A 16105-nucleotide genomic window follows, 5' to 3' on the forward strand; every position below is an offset into this window, starting at 1 on the left:
CTACTTAAAAAAGTAATTATGAATTTTCAGTTAAGCACCTATTAAGACTTCAAAATTAAAATATTTTAAAACAAGTCAATCAACAAGTGCCCACACAGATTGTCTGATATATTGTTAAAGAGCAAAAAACAACGACGCACTTGGAAACTTAAAGACTTCACAACAGTGCGTCGTTGTGTGCGGTGCATTATAGGGATTTTCAAAACCCTTGCAAGTACTTTTTGTAAAAATATTAAAAAAAATGATCTTTTGATTAAAGCGCAAGCGATTAGAGCAAAATATAGATCTTTTGAGCTATTTTTTTAATCGTTTTAAAATTCTCGGAAGATCAACGAGAGAATCTAACACATAATCAGCTATCCTCTCGCCTTCTTCTGTTACTGGTTTACCTGTACGAACTAATACATTCATTTTCACCTTTGCGCCAATTCCCGCTTTTAGATCTTCAACTTTATCTCCAACCATAATAGATTGAGTAGGATCGATCTTTAATTCTTTGATCGCTTGCAATAACATTCCAGATTTAGGCTTCCGGCAATCACAGTCTTCTTTATATTCACCTTTTCCCTCAGGATGATGTGGGCAATAGTAAATACCATCCAAATCCACATCTTGTTCAGCCAATGACCAATCCATCCATTCTGTTAACTGTAAAAACTGCTCCTCAGAAAAATAACCACGCGCAATTCCAGATTGATTGGTAACCAACACCAATATATATCCCATTTTCTTTAATTCTCGCAATGCATCAATCGCACCATCAATAAACTTAAAGTTATCAATTTCGTGTACATAACCGTAATCAATATTTAACGTGCCATCGCGATCTAAAAATATAGCCTTATTCATTCTCTTACCTTTTATACATGTCAAATTGACGAAAATTATCTATTTAATCCAAGCAATTAGCAAATATAACTCATAACCAATCTGTCTAAAAAAGATAATCTGACATATTGACATAGCAATCTAGACATCTAGAATACCGAAACAGATTTAAAAATAGCAAATAAAAAGGGCTTATATGATTAAGCTAAGCAATATAACGAAGATTTTTGAGCTGCCTAGCAAGAAATTGACTGCGCTTGATAATGTCTCATTAAACATCGAAAAAGGTCAAATTTGCGGAGTAATCGGCGCATCTGGCGCAGGAAAAAGTACGTTAATTCGCTGTGTGAACTTATTAGAAAAACCAACTAGCGGTTCCGTTATTGTGGACGGTGTAGAATTAACAGGACTTTCTGATCGCGAGTTAGTACGTACTCGTCGTCAAATTGGAATGATTTTTCAGCATTTCAATTTACTAAGTTCTCGCACCGTATTTGAAAACGTGGCATTACCCTTAGAATTGGAAGGTGAGCCAAAAGCAAAAATCCAAGAAAAAATTACCGCACTTTTAGAGCTTGTTGGTTTAAGCGAAAAACGTGATGCTTACCCAAGTAATCTTTCTGGCGGGCAAAAACAACGTGTAGCCATTGCACGCGCCTTAGCCAGCGATCCTAAAGTCTTATTATGTGATGAAGCAACTAGCGCATTAGATCCTGCAACGACACAATCTATTCTGAAATTATTAAAAGAAATTAACCGCACTTTAGGTATTACGATTTTGCTGATTACCCATGAAATGGAAGTTGTTAAACAGATTTGTGATCAAGTTGCTGTCATTGATCAAGGTCGCCTAGTTGAACAAGGTACTGTCGGTGAAATTTTTGCAAACCCTAAAACAGAATTAGCACAAGAGTTTATTCGTTCGACCTTCCACATCAGCCTACCTGATGAATATTTGGAAAATCTTACTGATACGCCGAAACATAGCAAAGCGTATCCAATTATCAAATTTGAATTTACCGGTCGCTCAGTCGATGCTCCGTTACTTTCTCAAGCATCAAAAAAATTTGGCGTGGAGCTCAGTATTTTAACCTCACAAATTGATTATGCTGGAGGTGTGAAATTTGGTTATACCATTGCTGAAGTAGAAGGCGATGAAGATGCTATTACTCAAACCAAAGTTTATTTAATGGAAAACAACGTGCGCGTGGAGGTGCTAGGTTATGTTCAATGATTTCTTGGCAACATTCAGCCAGCAATTAACACCTCAAATGTGGGGTGTTGTCGCAACCGCAACTTATGAAACTATTTATATCAGCTTTGCATCTACTTTACTTGCCGTAGTAGTCGGGGTGCCTGTTGGCGTATGGACTTTCTTAACTGGAAAAAATGAGATTTTACAAAATAACCGCACTCATTTTGTGTTAAACACGATCATTAATATTGGACGTTCCATTCCATTTATTATTTTGCTCTTAATATTATTACCTGTAACTCGTTTTATCGTGGGAACCGTATTAGGCACAACGGCAGCGATTATTCCATTAAGTATTTGTGCGATGCCATTCGTAGCTCGCTTAACTGCTAATGCATTAATGGAAATTCCAAATGGTTTAACCGAAGCCGCTCAAGCAATGGGCGCGACTAAATGGCAAATTGTACGTAAATTCTATTTGCCAGAAGCACTACCGACACTAATTAATGGCATCACGCTCACACTAGTCACTTTAGTTGGTTATTCTGCAATGGCGGGGACGCAAGGCGGCGGTGGTTTAGGTAGCCTCGCTATCAACTACGGCGTATATCGCAATATGCCTTATGTCACCTGGGTGGCCACCATTATTATTGTGCTATTCGTTATGATTAGCCAAAAACTCGGCGATACACTGGCTAAAAAAGTGGATCATCGTTAATTAAACACAACTCTTAACTTAAACAGGAAGGAAATCCTATGAAATTAAAACAACTTTTTGCAATCACTGCAATCGCATCAGCTCTCGTTTTAACAGGCTGTAAAGAAGATAAAAAACCTGAAGCTGCAGCTGAACCACTTAAAATCAAAGTCGGCGTGATGTCTGGCCCTGAGCACCAAGTTGCAGAAATTGCCGCAAAAGTCGCTAAAGAAAAATATGGTTTAGACGTTCAATTCGTTGAATTCAATGACTACGCATTACCAAATGAAGCGGTATCTAAAGGTGATTTAGATGCAAACGCAATGCAACATAAACCTTATTTAGATGAAGATGCAAAAGCGAAAAATTTAAATAACTTAGTCATCGTGGGTAATACTTTCGTCTATCCATTAGCGGGTTATTCTAAAAAAATCAAAAATGTGAATGAATTACAAGAAGGTGCTAAAGTTGTTGTTCCTAACGATCCAACAAACCGTGGCCGTGCATTAATTCTTCTTGAAAAACAAGGTTTAATCAAATTAAAAGATGCAAATAACCTTCTTTCAACTGTATTAGATATTGTTGAAAATCCGAAAAAATTAAACATCACTGAAGTAGATACTTCCGTTGCGGCACGCGCATTAGACGATGTTGATTTAGCTGTAGTAAACAATACTTATGCGGGTCAAGTAGGCTTAAATGCTCAAGATAACGGTGTATTTGTAGAAGATAAAGATTCTCCATATGTGAACATTATCGTTTCTCGTACCGATAACAAAGACAGCAAAGCTGTTCAAGACTTCGTAAAATCTTACCAAACAGAAGAAGTTTACCAAGAAGCTAAAAAACACTTTAAAGATGGTGTTGTAAAAGGTTGGTAATTTCTACCGCACTTTAACGCATTACTAAATCCCTTGCTCTGCAAGGGATTTTCTTATCTAAGCTTGGGATATTTTTATGTCTTTTTTTACTTATTTCTATTTAGAAAACCGTATGTATTTTCAAGATTATTTTAAATACATCGCAATTTTTACTTCACTTGGTGCGCTTCTGTTAGTAACAAGTTTATATCTTCGCCATCGTTTAGAAACCAAATACCGAGATCTCAGTATTATTTTTCTGCTCTTAATTATTCTCTTACTTGGTATTCAATATAATCAATATGAACAAAATCAAGTATATGCAAATGATACTTCTCGCATTGTTACATTTTTGAACTCAGTAAAAACATCACAAAATTTACAATTTGAGGATCTACGAGTAAATAACCAGAAAATTACAAATGGTATGATCTTAAATATTAAGGATAAATACTATCAGGTAAATTTTAATAATGATTTTACTGCTTATACACTCTCTGAAATCAATTTAGTCAACCCGAATATCAATATTATTGATAAGGAAAATAAATAATGGAAAGTTATTCATTTCTTGCTATAAAACTTACAATGGGCATTATTGGTCTTGTTTTACAGATTAATTTAATGGGTAAGGGAAACCTTGCTCCAACATCAGCCATGGATCAAGTACAAAATTATGTACTGGGCGGCATTATTGGCGCTGTCATTTATAATGACAATATTGGCATACTACAATTTTCCCTTGTTCTCATTTTATGGACATTATTAATTTTTACACTACGTTTTATCAAAAATCATAACCGATTTGTGAAAAATATTATCGATGGGAGCCCAGTTTGGGTAATTTTAGATGGCAAAGTACAAACTAGTGAATGTATGAAAAATGGTATCTCAGCCCATGATTTAATGTTTAAACTCCGTGCAGCAGGCATATATGAAATCTCTACCGTAAAACGAGCTGTACTTGAACAAAATGGGCAACTATCAATCATTCAATACGGAGATGAAGATTTACGCTATCCATTAATTATTGATGGGCAAATTGATTACGATATTCTTGATATCATTAATCGAGATGAAAATTGGGTTCATGCTGAATTAGATACTAATAAACTCACTGTAAATCAGGTATATATTGGTGAATATTTGAATGGTCAATTAATTACACACCTTTATGACCCAAACTAATCTACTAATGAAAGTCACGACCAATAATTTAAGTTATTGGTCTTTTTTTTAAAATTTCTGTCTCAATATTTGACTTTTTTTCAGGCTAGCCCTACCAATGCTATAAAATTTCGTTACAATGAAAGCTCAGACAAAAATAATAAAAGACCCGGAAACAAACACAATGACAGGTGCACAACTCATCATGGAGTGCCTGAAAGCACACCACGTCACGACTCTTTTTGGCTATCCAGGTGGCGCAATCATGCCAACCTACGATGCCCTTTATGATGCAGGCTTAGATCACTTACTTTGTCGTAATGAACAAGGAGCTGCCATCGCGGCGATCGGTTATGCTCGCTCCACAGGAAAAGTGGGCGTCTGTATTGCAACATCAGGCCCAGGCGCCACCAATTTAGTCACTGGATTAGGCGATGCCATGATGGACTCCATTCCAGTTGTAGCCATTACCGGTCAAGTTTCCTCTCCATTAATCGGCACGGATGCGTTCCAAGAAGCTGATGTTCTAGGACTATCCCTTGCTTGCACTAAACACAGTTTTATCGTGCAAAGTACGGATGAATTAGCCGATGTTTTTGCGGAAGCCTTTGAAATTGCCCAAAGCGGACGCCCCGGCCCAGTTCTTATTGATGTGCCTCGCGATATTCAAATTGGTGAAGTGCCTGAGAATGTAAAAGCCTATGTTAAAACACCAGAAAAACCAACCGCACTTTCAGTAGATAAACTCGCTGAAGCAAAAGAATTATTAAAAAATGCTAAAAAACCGGTGCTTTATGTGGGTGGCGGTGTTGGTATGGCGAAAGCTGTTCCTGCCTTACGCGAATTTTTAGCTCAAACCCAAATGCCATCAGTCTCCACTTTAAAAGGTTTAGGTGCAATTCATCCAAACAATGATGTGTATATGGGAATGATTGGTATGCATGGTACAAAAGCTGCTAATTTTGCCGTGCAAGAAAGCGATTTATTACTCGTATGCGGTGCTCGTTTTGACGATCGTGTAACAGGTAAACTCGATACTTTTGCGCCTCATGCCAAAGTGATTCATTGTGATATTGATGCGGCAGAAATCCATAAATTACGCCGTGCAGATGTTGCATTACAAGGGGATTTAATCCAAGCACTTAATGCACTCAAACAAGATCTTGATATTGAACCTTGGCGTGAACAAATCAGAAATTTCAAAACAAAATTAGATTTCACTTATATTGAAAATCAAGGTAACCGCCCGATTGATCCTTGGGCATTACTCAACACCCTATCTAATCACAAACCAAATAATGCGGTAATTTGTACCGATGTAGGTCAGCATCAAATGTGGTCAGCGCAACATATGAAGCATTTTGCACCAGAGAACTACATTACTTCGGCAGGTTTCGGCACAATGGGCTTTGGCTTACCCGCCGCTGTTGGGGCAAAAAAAGCACGCCCGCAAGATGAAGTCATTTTGGTTACGGGTGATGGCTCACTCATGATGAATATCCAAGAATTGGGCTCAATCAAACGTGGCAATTTACCAGTAAAAATTTTGCTATTAGATAACCAACGCTTAGGTATGGTTCGTCAATGGCAAGATTTATTCTGGAATAAACGGCGCAGTGAAACCATTTTAGATGACAACCCAGATTTTGTGATGCTTGCTAATGCGTTCGGTATTCCTGCAGAACGTATTAAGTCAGCTGATGATGTGGATGCAGCACTCAACCGATTATTAAACAGCAAAACAGCCTATTTATTACAAGTATGTATTCCACCTGATGAATGTGTATGGCCACTTGTGCCACCGGGTGCATGTAACGCGGATATGGTAGAGGAGATGAACTAATGAATGAATATAAAATTGAACTCGTCGCTCGCCATCGTCCTGAAGTACTAGAACGCATTTTGCGTGTAGCACGCCATCGCGGGTTTACCGTTACAACAATGGAAATGACATTGATTGAAACCCAAGTGCGGTTAAAAATCACCGTAAAATCTGACCGCACTTTAGATCTATTAGTGAATCAGTTGGCGAAATTGCCAGATGTAAACGAAATAAAATAAGAATTAAGTGCAAGGCATTGCACACTACTCTAACAAAATTTTACTCGGAGAGATTATTTATGCCAAAACTACGTTCAGCGACTAGTACACAAGGTCGTAATATGGCAGGCGCTCGTGCCTTATGGCGTGCGACAGGAATGAAAGAAAATGACTTTGGTAAACCGATTATTGCGGTGGTGAACTCTTTCACCCAATTTGTGCCAGGGCATGTGCATTTAAAAGATATGGGACAGCTTGTTGCCGCAGAAATTGAAAAAGCGGGCGGTGTAGCAAAAGAATTTAACACCATTGCGGTGGATGATGGTATCGCGATGGGACACGGTGGAATGCTTTATTCTTTGCCAAGCCGTGATTTAATTGCAGACAGCGTGGAATATATGGTCAATGCACACTGTGCTGATGCGATGGTGTGTATTTCCAACTGTGACAAAATCACCCCAGGAATGTTAATGGCGGCAATGCGTTTAAATATTCCGACAATTTTTGTCTCAGGCGGCCCAATGGAAGCGGGTAAAACAAAACTTTCTGATCAATTAATCCGCTTAGATTTGGTTGATGCGATGATTGAGGCAGCCGATCCAAATGTGTCAGATGAACGCATTGATGCCATTGAACGCAGTGCGTGCCCAACTTGTGGTTCTTGCTCAGGAATGTTTACCGCAAACTCTATGAACTGCTTAACTGAAGCGTTAGGTTTATCTTTACCAGGCAATGGTTCTATGTTGGCGACCCATGCTGACCGAAAAGAATTATTCTTAAAAGCTGGTCGTCAAATTGTCGAGCTTTGCAAACGTTATTACGAACAAGATGATGCAAGCGTATTGCCTCGTTCAATCGGTACTTTTGATGCCTTTGAGAATGCAATGAGCCTCGATATCGCAATGGGTGGTTCAAGCAATACAGTTTTACACTTGTTAGCGGCAGCACAAGAAGCTGGCGTAGATTTTAAAATGGCAGATATTGACCGTTTATCGCGCAAAGTACCTTGTTTAAGCAAAATTGCACCAAACACCAATAAATACCACATGGAAGACGTACACCGCGCAGGCGGTATTATGGGATTGTTGGGGGAATTAGATCGCGCTGGATTAATTCATAAAAATACGCACACCGTGCTTGGAATGAGCATGGGAGAACAACTAGACCAATACGATATTATTCGCAATCAAGATGAAGAATTACATAAATTCTTCCGTGCAGGCCCTGCAGGCATCCGCACAACTCAAGCATTCTCACAAGATTGCCGCTGGGATACCGTCGATAATGATCGTGTAAATGGTTGTATTCGCAATAAAGAAAATGCGATTTCACAAGAAGGTGGCTTAGCCGTATTATTCGGTAATCTCGCTGAAGACGGATGTATCGTTAAAACCGCGGGTGTAGATGAATCTATTTGGAAATTCACCGGCCGTGCAATCGTATTTGAAAGCCAAGAAGATGCGGTTGCAGGTATTTTAGGTGGCAAAGTCAAAGAAGGTCATGTCGTTGTTATCCGTTACGAAGGCCCTAAAGGCGGACCTGGTATGCAAGAAATGTTATACCCAACCAGTTACTTAAAATCGATGGGCTTGGGCAAAAAATGTGCTTTATTAACGGATGGTCGTTTCTCTGGTGGTACATCAGGCTTGTCTATTGGACATGCTTCACCAGAAGCCGCTTCTGGCGGTGCAATCGGCTTAGTACGTGATGGCGATATTATCAACATTGATATTCCAAATCGTGCAATTAACTTAGAAATCAGTAATGAAGAACTCGCAGCACGCAGAACTGAACAAGATCAAAAAGGTTGGCAACCAGCTAACCGTGAGCGTGAAGTATCTTTCGCATTGAAAGTATTCGGTCACTTCGCCACCTCTGCGGACAAAGGTGCGGTACGCGATAAAACATTATTAAAATAATTTAACGGTTCCCCCCTCCTTCATAAGAGGGGGATAAAACAAAGGAAAAACTAACCGCACTTCATCATTAAAACAAACACTATGAAAAACCTACTCACCAATCCTCAACCTTCTCAATCAGATTATATCAATGCTATTGTTAAACTTGGTTCACGCGTATATGAAGCTGCGCAAGTGACCCCTTTACAAAAAATGGGAAAACTTTCTGAACGACTGCACAATAATATCTGGATTAAACGCGAAGACCGTCAGCCAGTAAATAGTTTTAAACTACGCGGTGCTTACGCAATGATTTCTAGCCTTTCAGCAGAACAAAAAGAAGCAGGAGTGATAGCGGCATCTGCGGGTAACCATGCACAAGGCGTGGCATTATCAGCGAAACAATTAGGCTTAAAAGCATTGATCGTCATGCCACAAAATACCCCAAGCATTAAAGTGGATGCAGTGCGTGGATTTGGTGGCGAGGTGTTGTTGCACGGTGCTAATTTCGATGAAGCCAAAGCAAAAGCGATTGAGCTTTCAAAAGAAAAAAATATGACATTTATTCCTCCATTCGATCATCCATTAGTGATCGCAGGACAAGGCACGTTAGCGATGGAAATGCTACAACAAGTGGCAGATTTGGATTATGTGTTTGTACAAGTCGGAGGCGGTGGTTTAGCTGCAGGCGTGGCAATTTTGCTTAAGCAATTTATGCCAGAAATTAAAATCATCGGTGTAGAATCAAAGGATTCTGCATGTTTAAAAGCCGCTCTCGATAAAGGCGAACCCACAGATTTAACCCATGTTGGATTATTTGCGGATGGTGTTGCCGTAAAACGCATTGGTGACGAAACATTCCGTCTATGTCAGCAATATCTTGACGATATGGTATTGGTCGATAGTGACGAAGCGTGCGCAGCAATGAAAGATTTATTTGAGAACGTTCGTGCTGTTGCGGAGCCATCAGGTGCATTAGGTTTAGCCGGTTTGAAAAAATATGTGAAACAAAACCATATTGAAGGCCAAAATATGGCGGCAATTTTGTCTGGCGCGAACTTGAATTTCCATACATTACGTTATGTATCTGAACGTTGTGAAATTGGTGAAAACCGAGAGGCTTTATTAGCTGTGACCATGCCTGAGCAACCCGGTAGTTTCTTAAAATTTGCTTATGTATTAGGTAACCGAGCTGTAACCGAATTCAGTTACCGTTATGCAGATGATAAACGTGCTTGCGTGTTTGTTGGGGTAAGAACGACAAATGAGCAAGAAAAAGCAGACATTATTGCAGACCTCACAAAAAATGGTTTTGATGTTGAGGATATGTCTGATGATGATATTGCGAAAACGCACGTTCGCTATTTAATGGGGGGACGAGCAGCCAATGATAACGAACGCTTATATACGTTCGAATTCCCTGAGCAAAAAGGTGCGTTATTAAAATTCTTGGAAACATTACAAAATCGTTGGAATATTTCATTATTCCACTATCGTGCCCACGGCGCGGACTATGGAAATATCCTTGCTGGTTTCCAAATTGAAAAACGCGAACAAGCAGAATTTGAACAGGCACTTGCTCAACTCAATTATGTTTTTGAAGATGTAACAGAAAGCAAATCTTATCGTTATTTCTTACGTTAATCTTATAAAAAAGGCGTGATATTTTTCACGCCTTTGTATTATTCAAACTCTAATTCCACCGCACTTTCGCCAAGTAAATTCACTAATTCTGTCAGAATTTCATCTGTTGGAATGATCGACCATTGCACGCCCAAACGTAACAACGCACGACCTCTCGGACTTTGGTAATACACGTTAATCGGCAAAGTTCCACCACTCACCGGCTCAAGTAATGCTTTAAGTTGTTTAATGAAACTTGGTGTAATTTGATGCTCAGAAAGACTAATAGCTAAGGATTTGACATAACGAGAACGAGCCTCATCTAAGGTCATTAACTCTCGCACCGTCATTTTTAAGCCACCTGAGAAATCATCAACACTGACCTGTCCAGAAGCAATCACTACAGTATCTTTTTGTAACTTTTCACCAAATTGCTCTAAACTTTCACCAAATAAAGTTAAATCTAAACGACCAGAACGATCATCTAATGTTGCAATACCGAGTCGATTACCTTTTTTAGTCATTGCTATACGAGATGAAACTAACAATCCTGCGGCAGTACTTATTTGCCCACGACGATTTGGTGTCAAATCTTTTAAACGTATTGATGTGTAATGAGATAATTCTTTTAAATATCGGCTTACAGGATGACTACTTAAATAAAGCCCTAGTGTTTCACGCTCACCATCAAGAATTTGTTTTTCTGAGTAAGGAGGGGTATTAGCATAGGCATTCTCGACTTCTTCGTGGGTTTCAGTCAGTACCCCAAACATATCCGTTTGTCCCATAGCTTCATCTTTAGCATGTTGATCAGATGCTTTAAGGGCATCTTCTAAATTCTTAGAAAGTGCGGCGCGATGTGGACCTAATTTATCAAAGGCACCGGACATAATTAGGCTTTCAAAAGTCCGGCGGTTAATTTTCTTCAAATCTACTCGAGCACATAAATCAAATAAGTCTTTGAAAATTCCCCCTTCATTTCTAGCGGTCACAAGTGCCTCAATCGGGCCTTCCCCCACACCTTTAATTGCGCCAATACCATATACAATTTCACCTTGGTCATTAACACTAAAATGATGCTTACCCACGTTAATATCTGGTGGAGCAACCTTTAATCCCATACGTAAACATTCATCATATAAACCCACAATTTTATCCGTGTTATCCATTTCAGATGTCATCACCGCAGCCATAAACTCTGCAGGGAAATGGGTTTTGAGCCAAAGCGTTTGGTAAGACACCAAGGCATAAGCAGCGGAGTGAGATTTATTAAAACCATAGCCAGCAAATTTTTCCACCAAGTCGAAAATCTTCATGGAAAGCTCACCATCAACACCGTTTTTTACCGCCCCCTCTTTAAACACAGAACGCTGCTTTGCCATTTCCTCTGGCTTCTTTTTCCCCATCGCTCGACGCAATAAGTCTGCTCCACCCAACGTATAACCAGCCAACACTTGCGCAATCTGCATCACTTGCTCTTGATACAAAATAATACCGTAAGTTGGCTCAAGAATAGGCTTCAAGCTTTCATGTTGATATTCTGCATCAGGGTAGGATACTTCTTCTCGTCCATGTTTACGATCAATAAAATTATCCACCATTCCTGACTGCAAAGGACCAGGACGGAACAATGCTACCAACGCGATAATATCTTCAAAACAGTCAGGTTGAAGGCGTTTGATCAAATCTTTCATACCACGAGATTCTAGCTGGAATACAGCTGTAGTTTCAGAACGTTTAAGCAGTTCAAAAGATTCATGATCATCTAGAGGGATCGCTGCAATATCAACAAGTGGCTTACCTTCTCGAGCCATGCGAGCATTAATCATATCTAATGCCCACTTAATGATAGTCAGAGTACGTAATCCTAAGAAATCAAACTTCACAAGCCCTGCATATTCCACATCGCTTTTATCAAAATGGGTAACAGGGTGAAGCCCTTCATTATCGCAATAAAGCGGCGCAAAATCCGTAATTAAAGTTGGAGAAATTACTACGCCTCCCGCATGTTTACCCGCATTACGGGTTACACCTTCCAACTTACGCGCCATATCTATTAAGGCTTGCACCTCTTCATCACTGTCATACGCCACTTGCAATTGTGGCTCAACTTCAAACGCTTTTGCGAGCGTCATTCCTGGATCTGGAGGAATCAATTTCGAAATACGATCAACGAAACCATAAGGATGTCCCAATACGCGCCCTACATCGCGAATCACCGCTTTTGCCGCCATGGTACCAAAGGTGATAATTTGTGATACTGCACCGCGTCCGTAAGTTTCAGCAACATGCTCAATAACACGATCTCGACCATCCATACAAAAATCCACGTCAAAGTCAGGCATAGATACCCGTTCTGGATTTAAAAAACGCTCAAACAGCAAATCAAACTCAAGCGGATCTAAATCGGTAATTTTCAATGCATAGGCAACTAAAGAACCAGCCCCCGAACCTCGTCCTGGTCCCACTGGAATATCATTATCTTTTGACCACTGAATAAATTCCATCACAATCAAGAAATAACCAGGGAATCCCATTTGGTTGATAACACCTAATTCCACTTCTAAACGTTCATCATATTCTGCCCGTCTTTCGGCCCTAATTTTCTCATCCGGAAATAGAAATACTAAACGCTCCTCTAGTCCTTCTCTGGCTTTTTTTATTAAGAAATCCTCCGTGCTCAATTCACCCGTTGGAAATTTTGGTAAAAAATATTGACCAAGACGAAGCGTTACACTACAACGCTGAGCAATTAAAAGCGTATTTTCTAAAGCTGAGGGAATATCTGCAAATAACTCACACATTTCCTCTTCTGAACGGAAATATTGTTCGGAGGTATAACGTTTTGGGCGTTTAGGATCATCTAAAGTATAACCATCTCTAATCGCCACACGAATTTCGTGGGCTTCAAAATCATCTTGCTTGAGGAATACCACATCATTTGTAGCAACTAACGGTAAATGGTAACGTTCAGCTAATTTTAGTGCTGCGTGGATATAACTTTCTTCATCCGCTCTTCCTGTGCGGCTAAGAGCAAGATAAAAATGCTCGGGAAAAAATTCTTGATAAAATGCGACCGTACTTTCAATCTCATCAGCATTATCTTTTAATAATTTCTTTCCCACATCTCCCTGTATACCACCAGATAAGATAATCACCCCTTCTCGATAATCAATAAGCCAATCTTGATCAATATAAGGTAAGTCGTTATAACCTCGCTGGTAAGCTTTTGATAACAATAAAGTAATATTTTTATAGCCTTCATTATTTTTAGCCAACAAAGTCAGATCAAAGTATTCATCGCCACATAATGTACTTTTGACTTTTACATCTGCCCCGATAATTGGCTTCATCCCTAAAGAAAGCATCTCGCCATAAAAGCGCACCACACCGCAAAAATTTGTAAAATCCGTTAGTGCCATTGCAACCATTTCATTAGCAGCACAGGCTTTTACTAGCGGTTTCACTTTGACGATACTGTCAATCATCGAAAAATCTGTGTGCGTGCGAAGATGGACGAAACGAGGCTGGGATGACATTGAAAATCCTTAAAGTGCGGTTAAATTTTGCCGTAAATATTGAGGCGGTATTATAGCGAATTTTTCAAACAAATGCCTATGCAACAAACGGCTTTCCTAATTAGCTCGGATAACCGATTGCGTGAACAAAAAATGTTAAGTAGATCAAAATTTTGATAATTATCCGTTCCCATTTTGGGTGATTTCGGCTAGTCTAGCAGCGATTTATTTATTTCAAGAGAATAAGGATGATCCTATGACAACTCTTTTTCATGTAGCGCAAAATTGGTTAAACCAAGATCCTGACGCAGAAACTCATGCAGAATTAACCGCACTTTTAGATGCGGCAAAAGGCGGAGATAAAGCAGCAGAAGCAGAATTACATGCGCGTTTTGATGGTCGTTTACAATTTGGTACGGCAGGTTTACGTGGCCGTTTACAAGCTGGCTCAATGGGGATGAACCGAGTGTTAGTTTCTCAAGCTGCTGGCGGTTTAGCGGAATATTTAAAAGATTACGATAAAGAACCATCTATCGTAATTGGTTACGACGGCCGTAAAAACTCTGATGTTTTTGCCCGTGACACGGCTGAAATTATGGCGGGTGCAGGCGTAAAAGCTTATTTATTACCACGTAAATTACCTACGCCAGTATTGGCTTATGCTATCCAATATTTTGATACCACTGCAGGTGTAATGGTGACAGCAAGCCATAATCCACCGGAAGATAACGGTTATAAAGTGTATTTAGGTAAAGCAAATGGCGGCGGTCAAATCGTTTCACCAGCAGATAAAGACATCGCAGCATTAATTGATAAAGTTTCGGCAGGCAATATCCAAGATTTACCACGTAGTGATAATTATGTGGTGTTAAATGATGAAGTGGTAGATGCGTACATTGCAAAAACTGCATCATTAGCTAAAGAGCCAGCTTGCGACATTAACTATGTTTATACCGCTATGCACGGTGTTGGCTATGAAGTTTTAAGTAAGACGCTGGCAAAAGCAGGCTTACCACAACCACACGTAGTCGCAGATCAAGTTTGGCCAGATGGCACATTCCCAACCGTGAACTTTCCAAATCCAGAAGAAAAAGGCGCATTAGATTTAGCAATTAAAGTGGCAAAAGAAAAGAATGCTGAATTTATCATTGCTAATGACCCAGATGCAGACCGTTTAGCGGTTGCTGTGCCTGATGCACAAGGCAACTGGAAATCACTACACGGCAACGTGGTAGGCTGTTTCTTAGGTTGGTACTTAGCAAAACAATATCAAGGCAAACAAGGCACATTGGCTTGCTCACTTGTTTCTTCTCCTGCGCTCGCTGAAATTGCGAAAAAATACGGTTTCCAATCAGAAGAAACCTTAACTGGTTTCAAATATATCGGTAAAGTATCTGGCTTATTGTTTGGTTTTGAAGAAGCATTGGGTTATTTAGTTGACCCAGACAAGGTACGCGATAAAGACGGTATTTCTGCAGCAATCGTGTTCTTAGATCTTGTGCGTAACTTGAAAAAACAAGGCAAAACTTTAGCGGATTATGCTGATGAATTTACCAAAGAATTTGGTGCTTATGTGAGTGGACAAATCTCTATTCGAGTAAGTGATCTTTCAGAAATCGGAAAATTAATGACCGCACTTCGTAACAATCCACTAGCAGAAATCGCTGGAGTGAAAGTGGCACAATTTATCGACCATACTAAAACAGATCGTCAAAGCGATATCCTTGTATTCAACTTGGAAAATGGCGGACGCTTAATTGCTCGTCCTTCAGGTACTGAACCAAAAATTAAATTCTACTTGGATGCGCGCGGTAAAGATCCAAAAGATGCAGATCGCGTATTAGCAGAATTTGATGAAGGTGTTCGTCACATTCTTCGCCAAGATGCTTATGGCAAACAAGCCTGCTAATTAATCGTTTCTAAAAATAAAACGCACTTTGTAGAAAGTGCGTTTTTTTATATCTGAAACCCAATAAATATCAGCAGATAAAATTAGAATTACAAGGATGACTAATAGATTAATAAAAATTAGAATTTGAGATAGTTTGACTAATGGAATGGTTACATCATTACACCCCATATAAGCATTCCATTAGCCAACAACAACTAACAATATCGCACCTAACAACAAGGTTGGTGGACAAAGAAGCGGACTGAAGCCCTCCATTTGCCCCACATCCAGCTATGGATGTTGTCCTATCATCAATGGCCACTTCATAATAAAGGTGAGCGACTCACTCGTTATCATTTCACTGATTAGGATATCGTTCGGGAATGTC

At 39.6% G+C, this 16105-nt stretch carries 12 protein-coding genes; 10 read left to right on the plus strand and 2 right to left on the minus strand.

Going from position 1 to position 16105, the window contains the following annotated elements; all coding sequences use genetic code 11:
• Positions 1-294: 294 nt before the first annotated feature.
• Positions 295-849, minus strand: coding sequence for a D-glycero-beta-D-manno-heptose 1,7-bisphosphate 7-phosphatase (gene gmhB, locus KP710_RS08570; RefSeq protein ID WP_048953075.1), 555 nt, complete (start codon positions 847-849; stop codon positions 295-297).
• Positions 850-1024: 175 nt separating this feature from the next.
• Here gmhB and metN point away from each other — a divergent pair, with 175 nt between their 5' ends.
• From metN to ilvA, 9 genes are all read left to right on the plus strand, one after another.
• The gene (metN, locus tag KP710_RS08575) at positions 1025-2062 is read left to right on the plus strand and encodes a methionine ABC transporter ATP-binding protein MetN (RefSeq protein WP_048953076.1); all 1038 of its coding nucleotides are present in this window, start codon (positions 1025-1027) and stop codon (positions 2060-2062) included.
• Complete coding sequence (locus KP710_RS08580) at positions 2052-2741, plus strand: methionine ABC transporter permease (protein ID WP_005629721.1); 690 nt, start codon at positions 2052-2054, stop codon at positions 2739-2741. The genes metN and KP710_RS08580 overlap by 11 nt, the downstream gene beginning before the upstream one ends.
• A 38-nt stretch (positions 2742-2779) precedes the next feature.
• Positions 2780-3601, plus strand: a complete 822-nt coding sequence (locus KP710_RS08585) for a MetQ/NlpA family lipoprotein (protein WP_048953077.1) — start codon at positions 2780-2782, stop codon at positions 3599-3601.
• Positions 3602-3677: 76 nt separating this feature from the next.
• Positions 3678-4133 (plus strand): DUF3290 family protein, encoded by a 456-nt coding sequence (locus KP710_RS08590; RefSeq protein WP_048953078.1) that lies wholly within the window; start codon positions 3678-3680, stop codon positions 4131-4133.
• Complete coding sequence (locus tag KP710_RS08595; protein WP_048953079.1) at positions 4133-4768, plus strand: DUF421 domain-containing protein; 636 nt, start codon at positions 4133-4135, stop codon at positions 4766-4768. Before KP710_RS08590 ends, KP710_RS08595 begins: the two co-directional genes overlap by 1 nt.
• A 163-nt stretch (positions 4769-4931) precedes the next feature.
• Positions 4932-6590 (plus strand): acetolactate synthase 2 catalytic subunit, encoded by a 1659-nt coding sequence (gene ilvG, locus KP710_RS08600; RefSeq protein WP_048953080.1) that lies wholly within the window; start codon positions 4932-4934, stop codon positions 6588-6590.
• On the plus strand, positions 6590-6808 hold the full coding sequence (gene ilvM, locus KP710_RS08605; protein ID WP_048953081.1) for an acetolactate synthase 2 small subunit: 219 nt from the start codon (positions 6590-6592) through the stop codon (positions 6806-6808). The genes ilvG and ilvM overlap by 1 nt, the downstream gene beginning before the upstream one ends.
• 59 nt (positions 6809-6867) lie before the next feature.
• Entirely contained in the window at positions 6868-8706 is a 1839-nt protein-coding gene (gene ilvD, locus KP710_RS08610; RefSeq protein WP_048953082.1) for a dihydroxy-acid dehydratase, read from the plus strand.
• 81 nt (positions 8707-8787) lie between these two features.
• Positions 8788-10329 carry a threonine ammonia-lyase, biosynthetic gene (gene ilvA, locus KP710_RS08615; RefSeq protein WP_048953083.1) on the plus strand — a complete coding sequence of 514 codons (1542 nt, stop codon included), beginning with the start codon at positions 8788-8790 and terminating at the stop codon, positions 10327-10329.
• Between the two features lie 38 nt (positions 10330-10367).
• Here ilvA and dnaE read toward each other — a convergent pair whose 3' ends face one another.
• Complete coding sequence (dnaE, locus tag KP710_RS08620) at positions 10368-13847, minus strand: DNA polymerase III subunit alpha (RefSeq protein WP_048953084.1); 3480 nt, start codon at positions 13845-13847, stop codon at positions 10368-10370.
• Positions 13848-14082: 235 nt separating this feature from the next.
• Between dnaE and KP710_RS08625 the strand changes: the two genes are divergently transcribed.
• Positions 14083-15735: a phospho-sugar mutase gene (locus tag KP710_RS08625; RefSeq protein ID WP_048953085.1), complete on the plus strand. Its 1653-nt coding sequence runs from the start codon at positions 14083-14085 to the stop codon at positions 15733-15735.
• Positions 15736-16105: the final 370 nt, after the last annotated feature.

It is taken from the genome of Haemophilus sp. SZY H35 (genome assembly GCF_018829705.1).
GTDB classification, from domain to species: Bacteria; Pseudomonadota; Gammaproteobacteria; order Enterobacterales; family Pasteurellaceae; genus Haemophilus; species Haemophilus haemolyticus_K.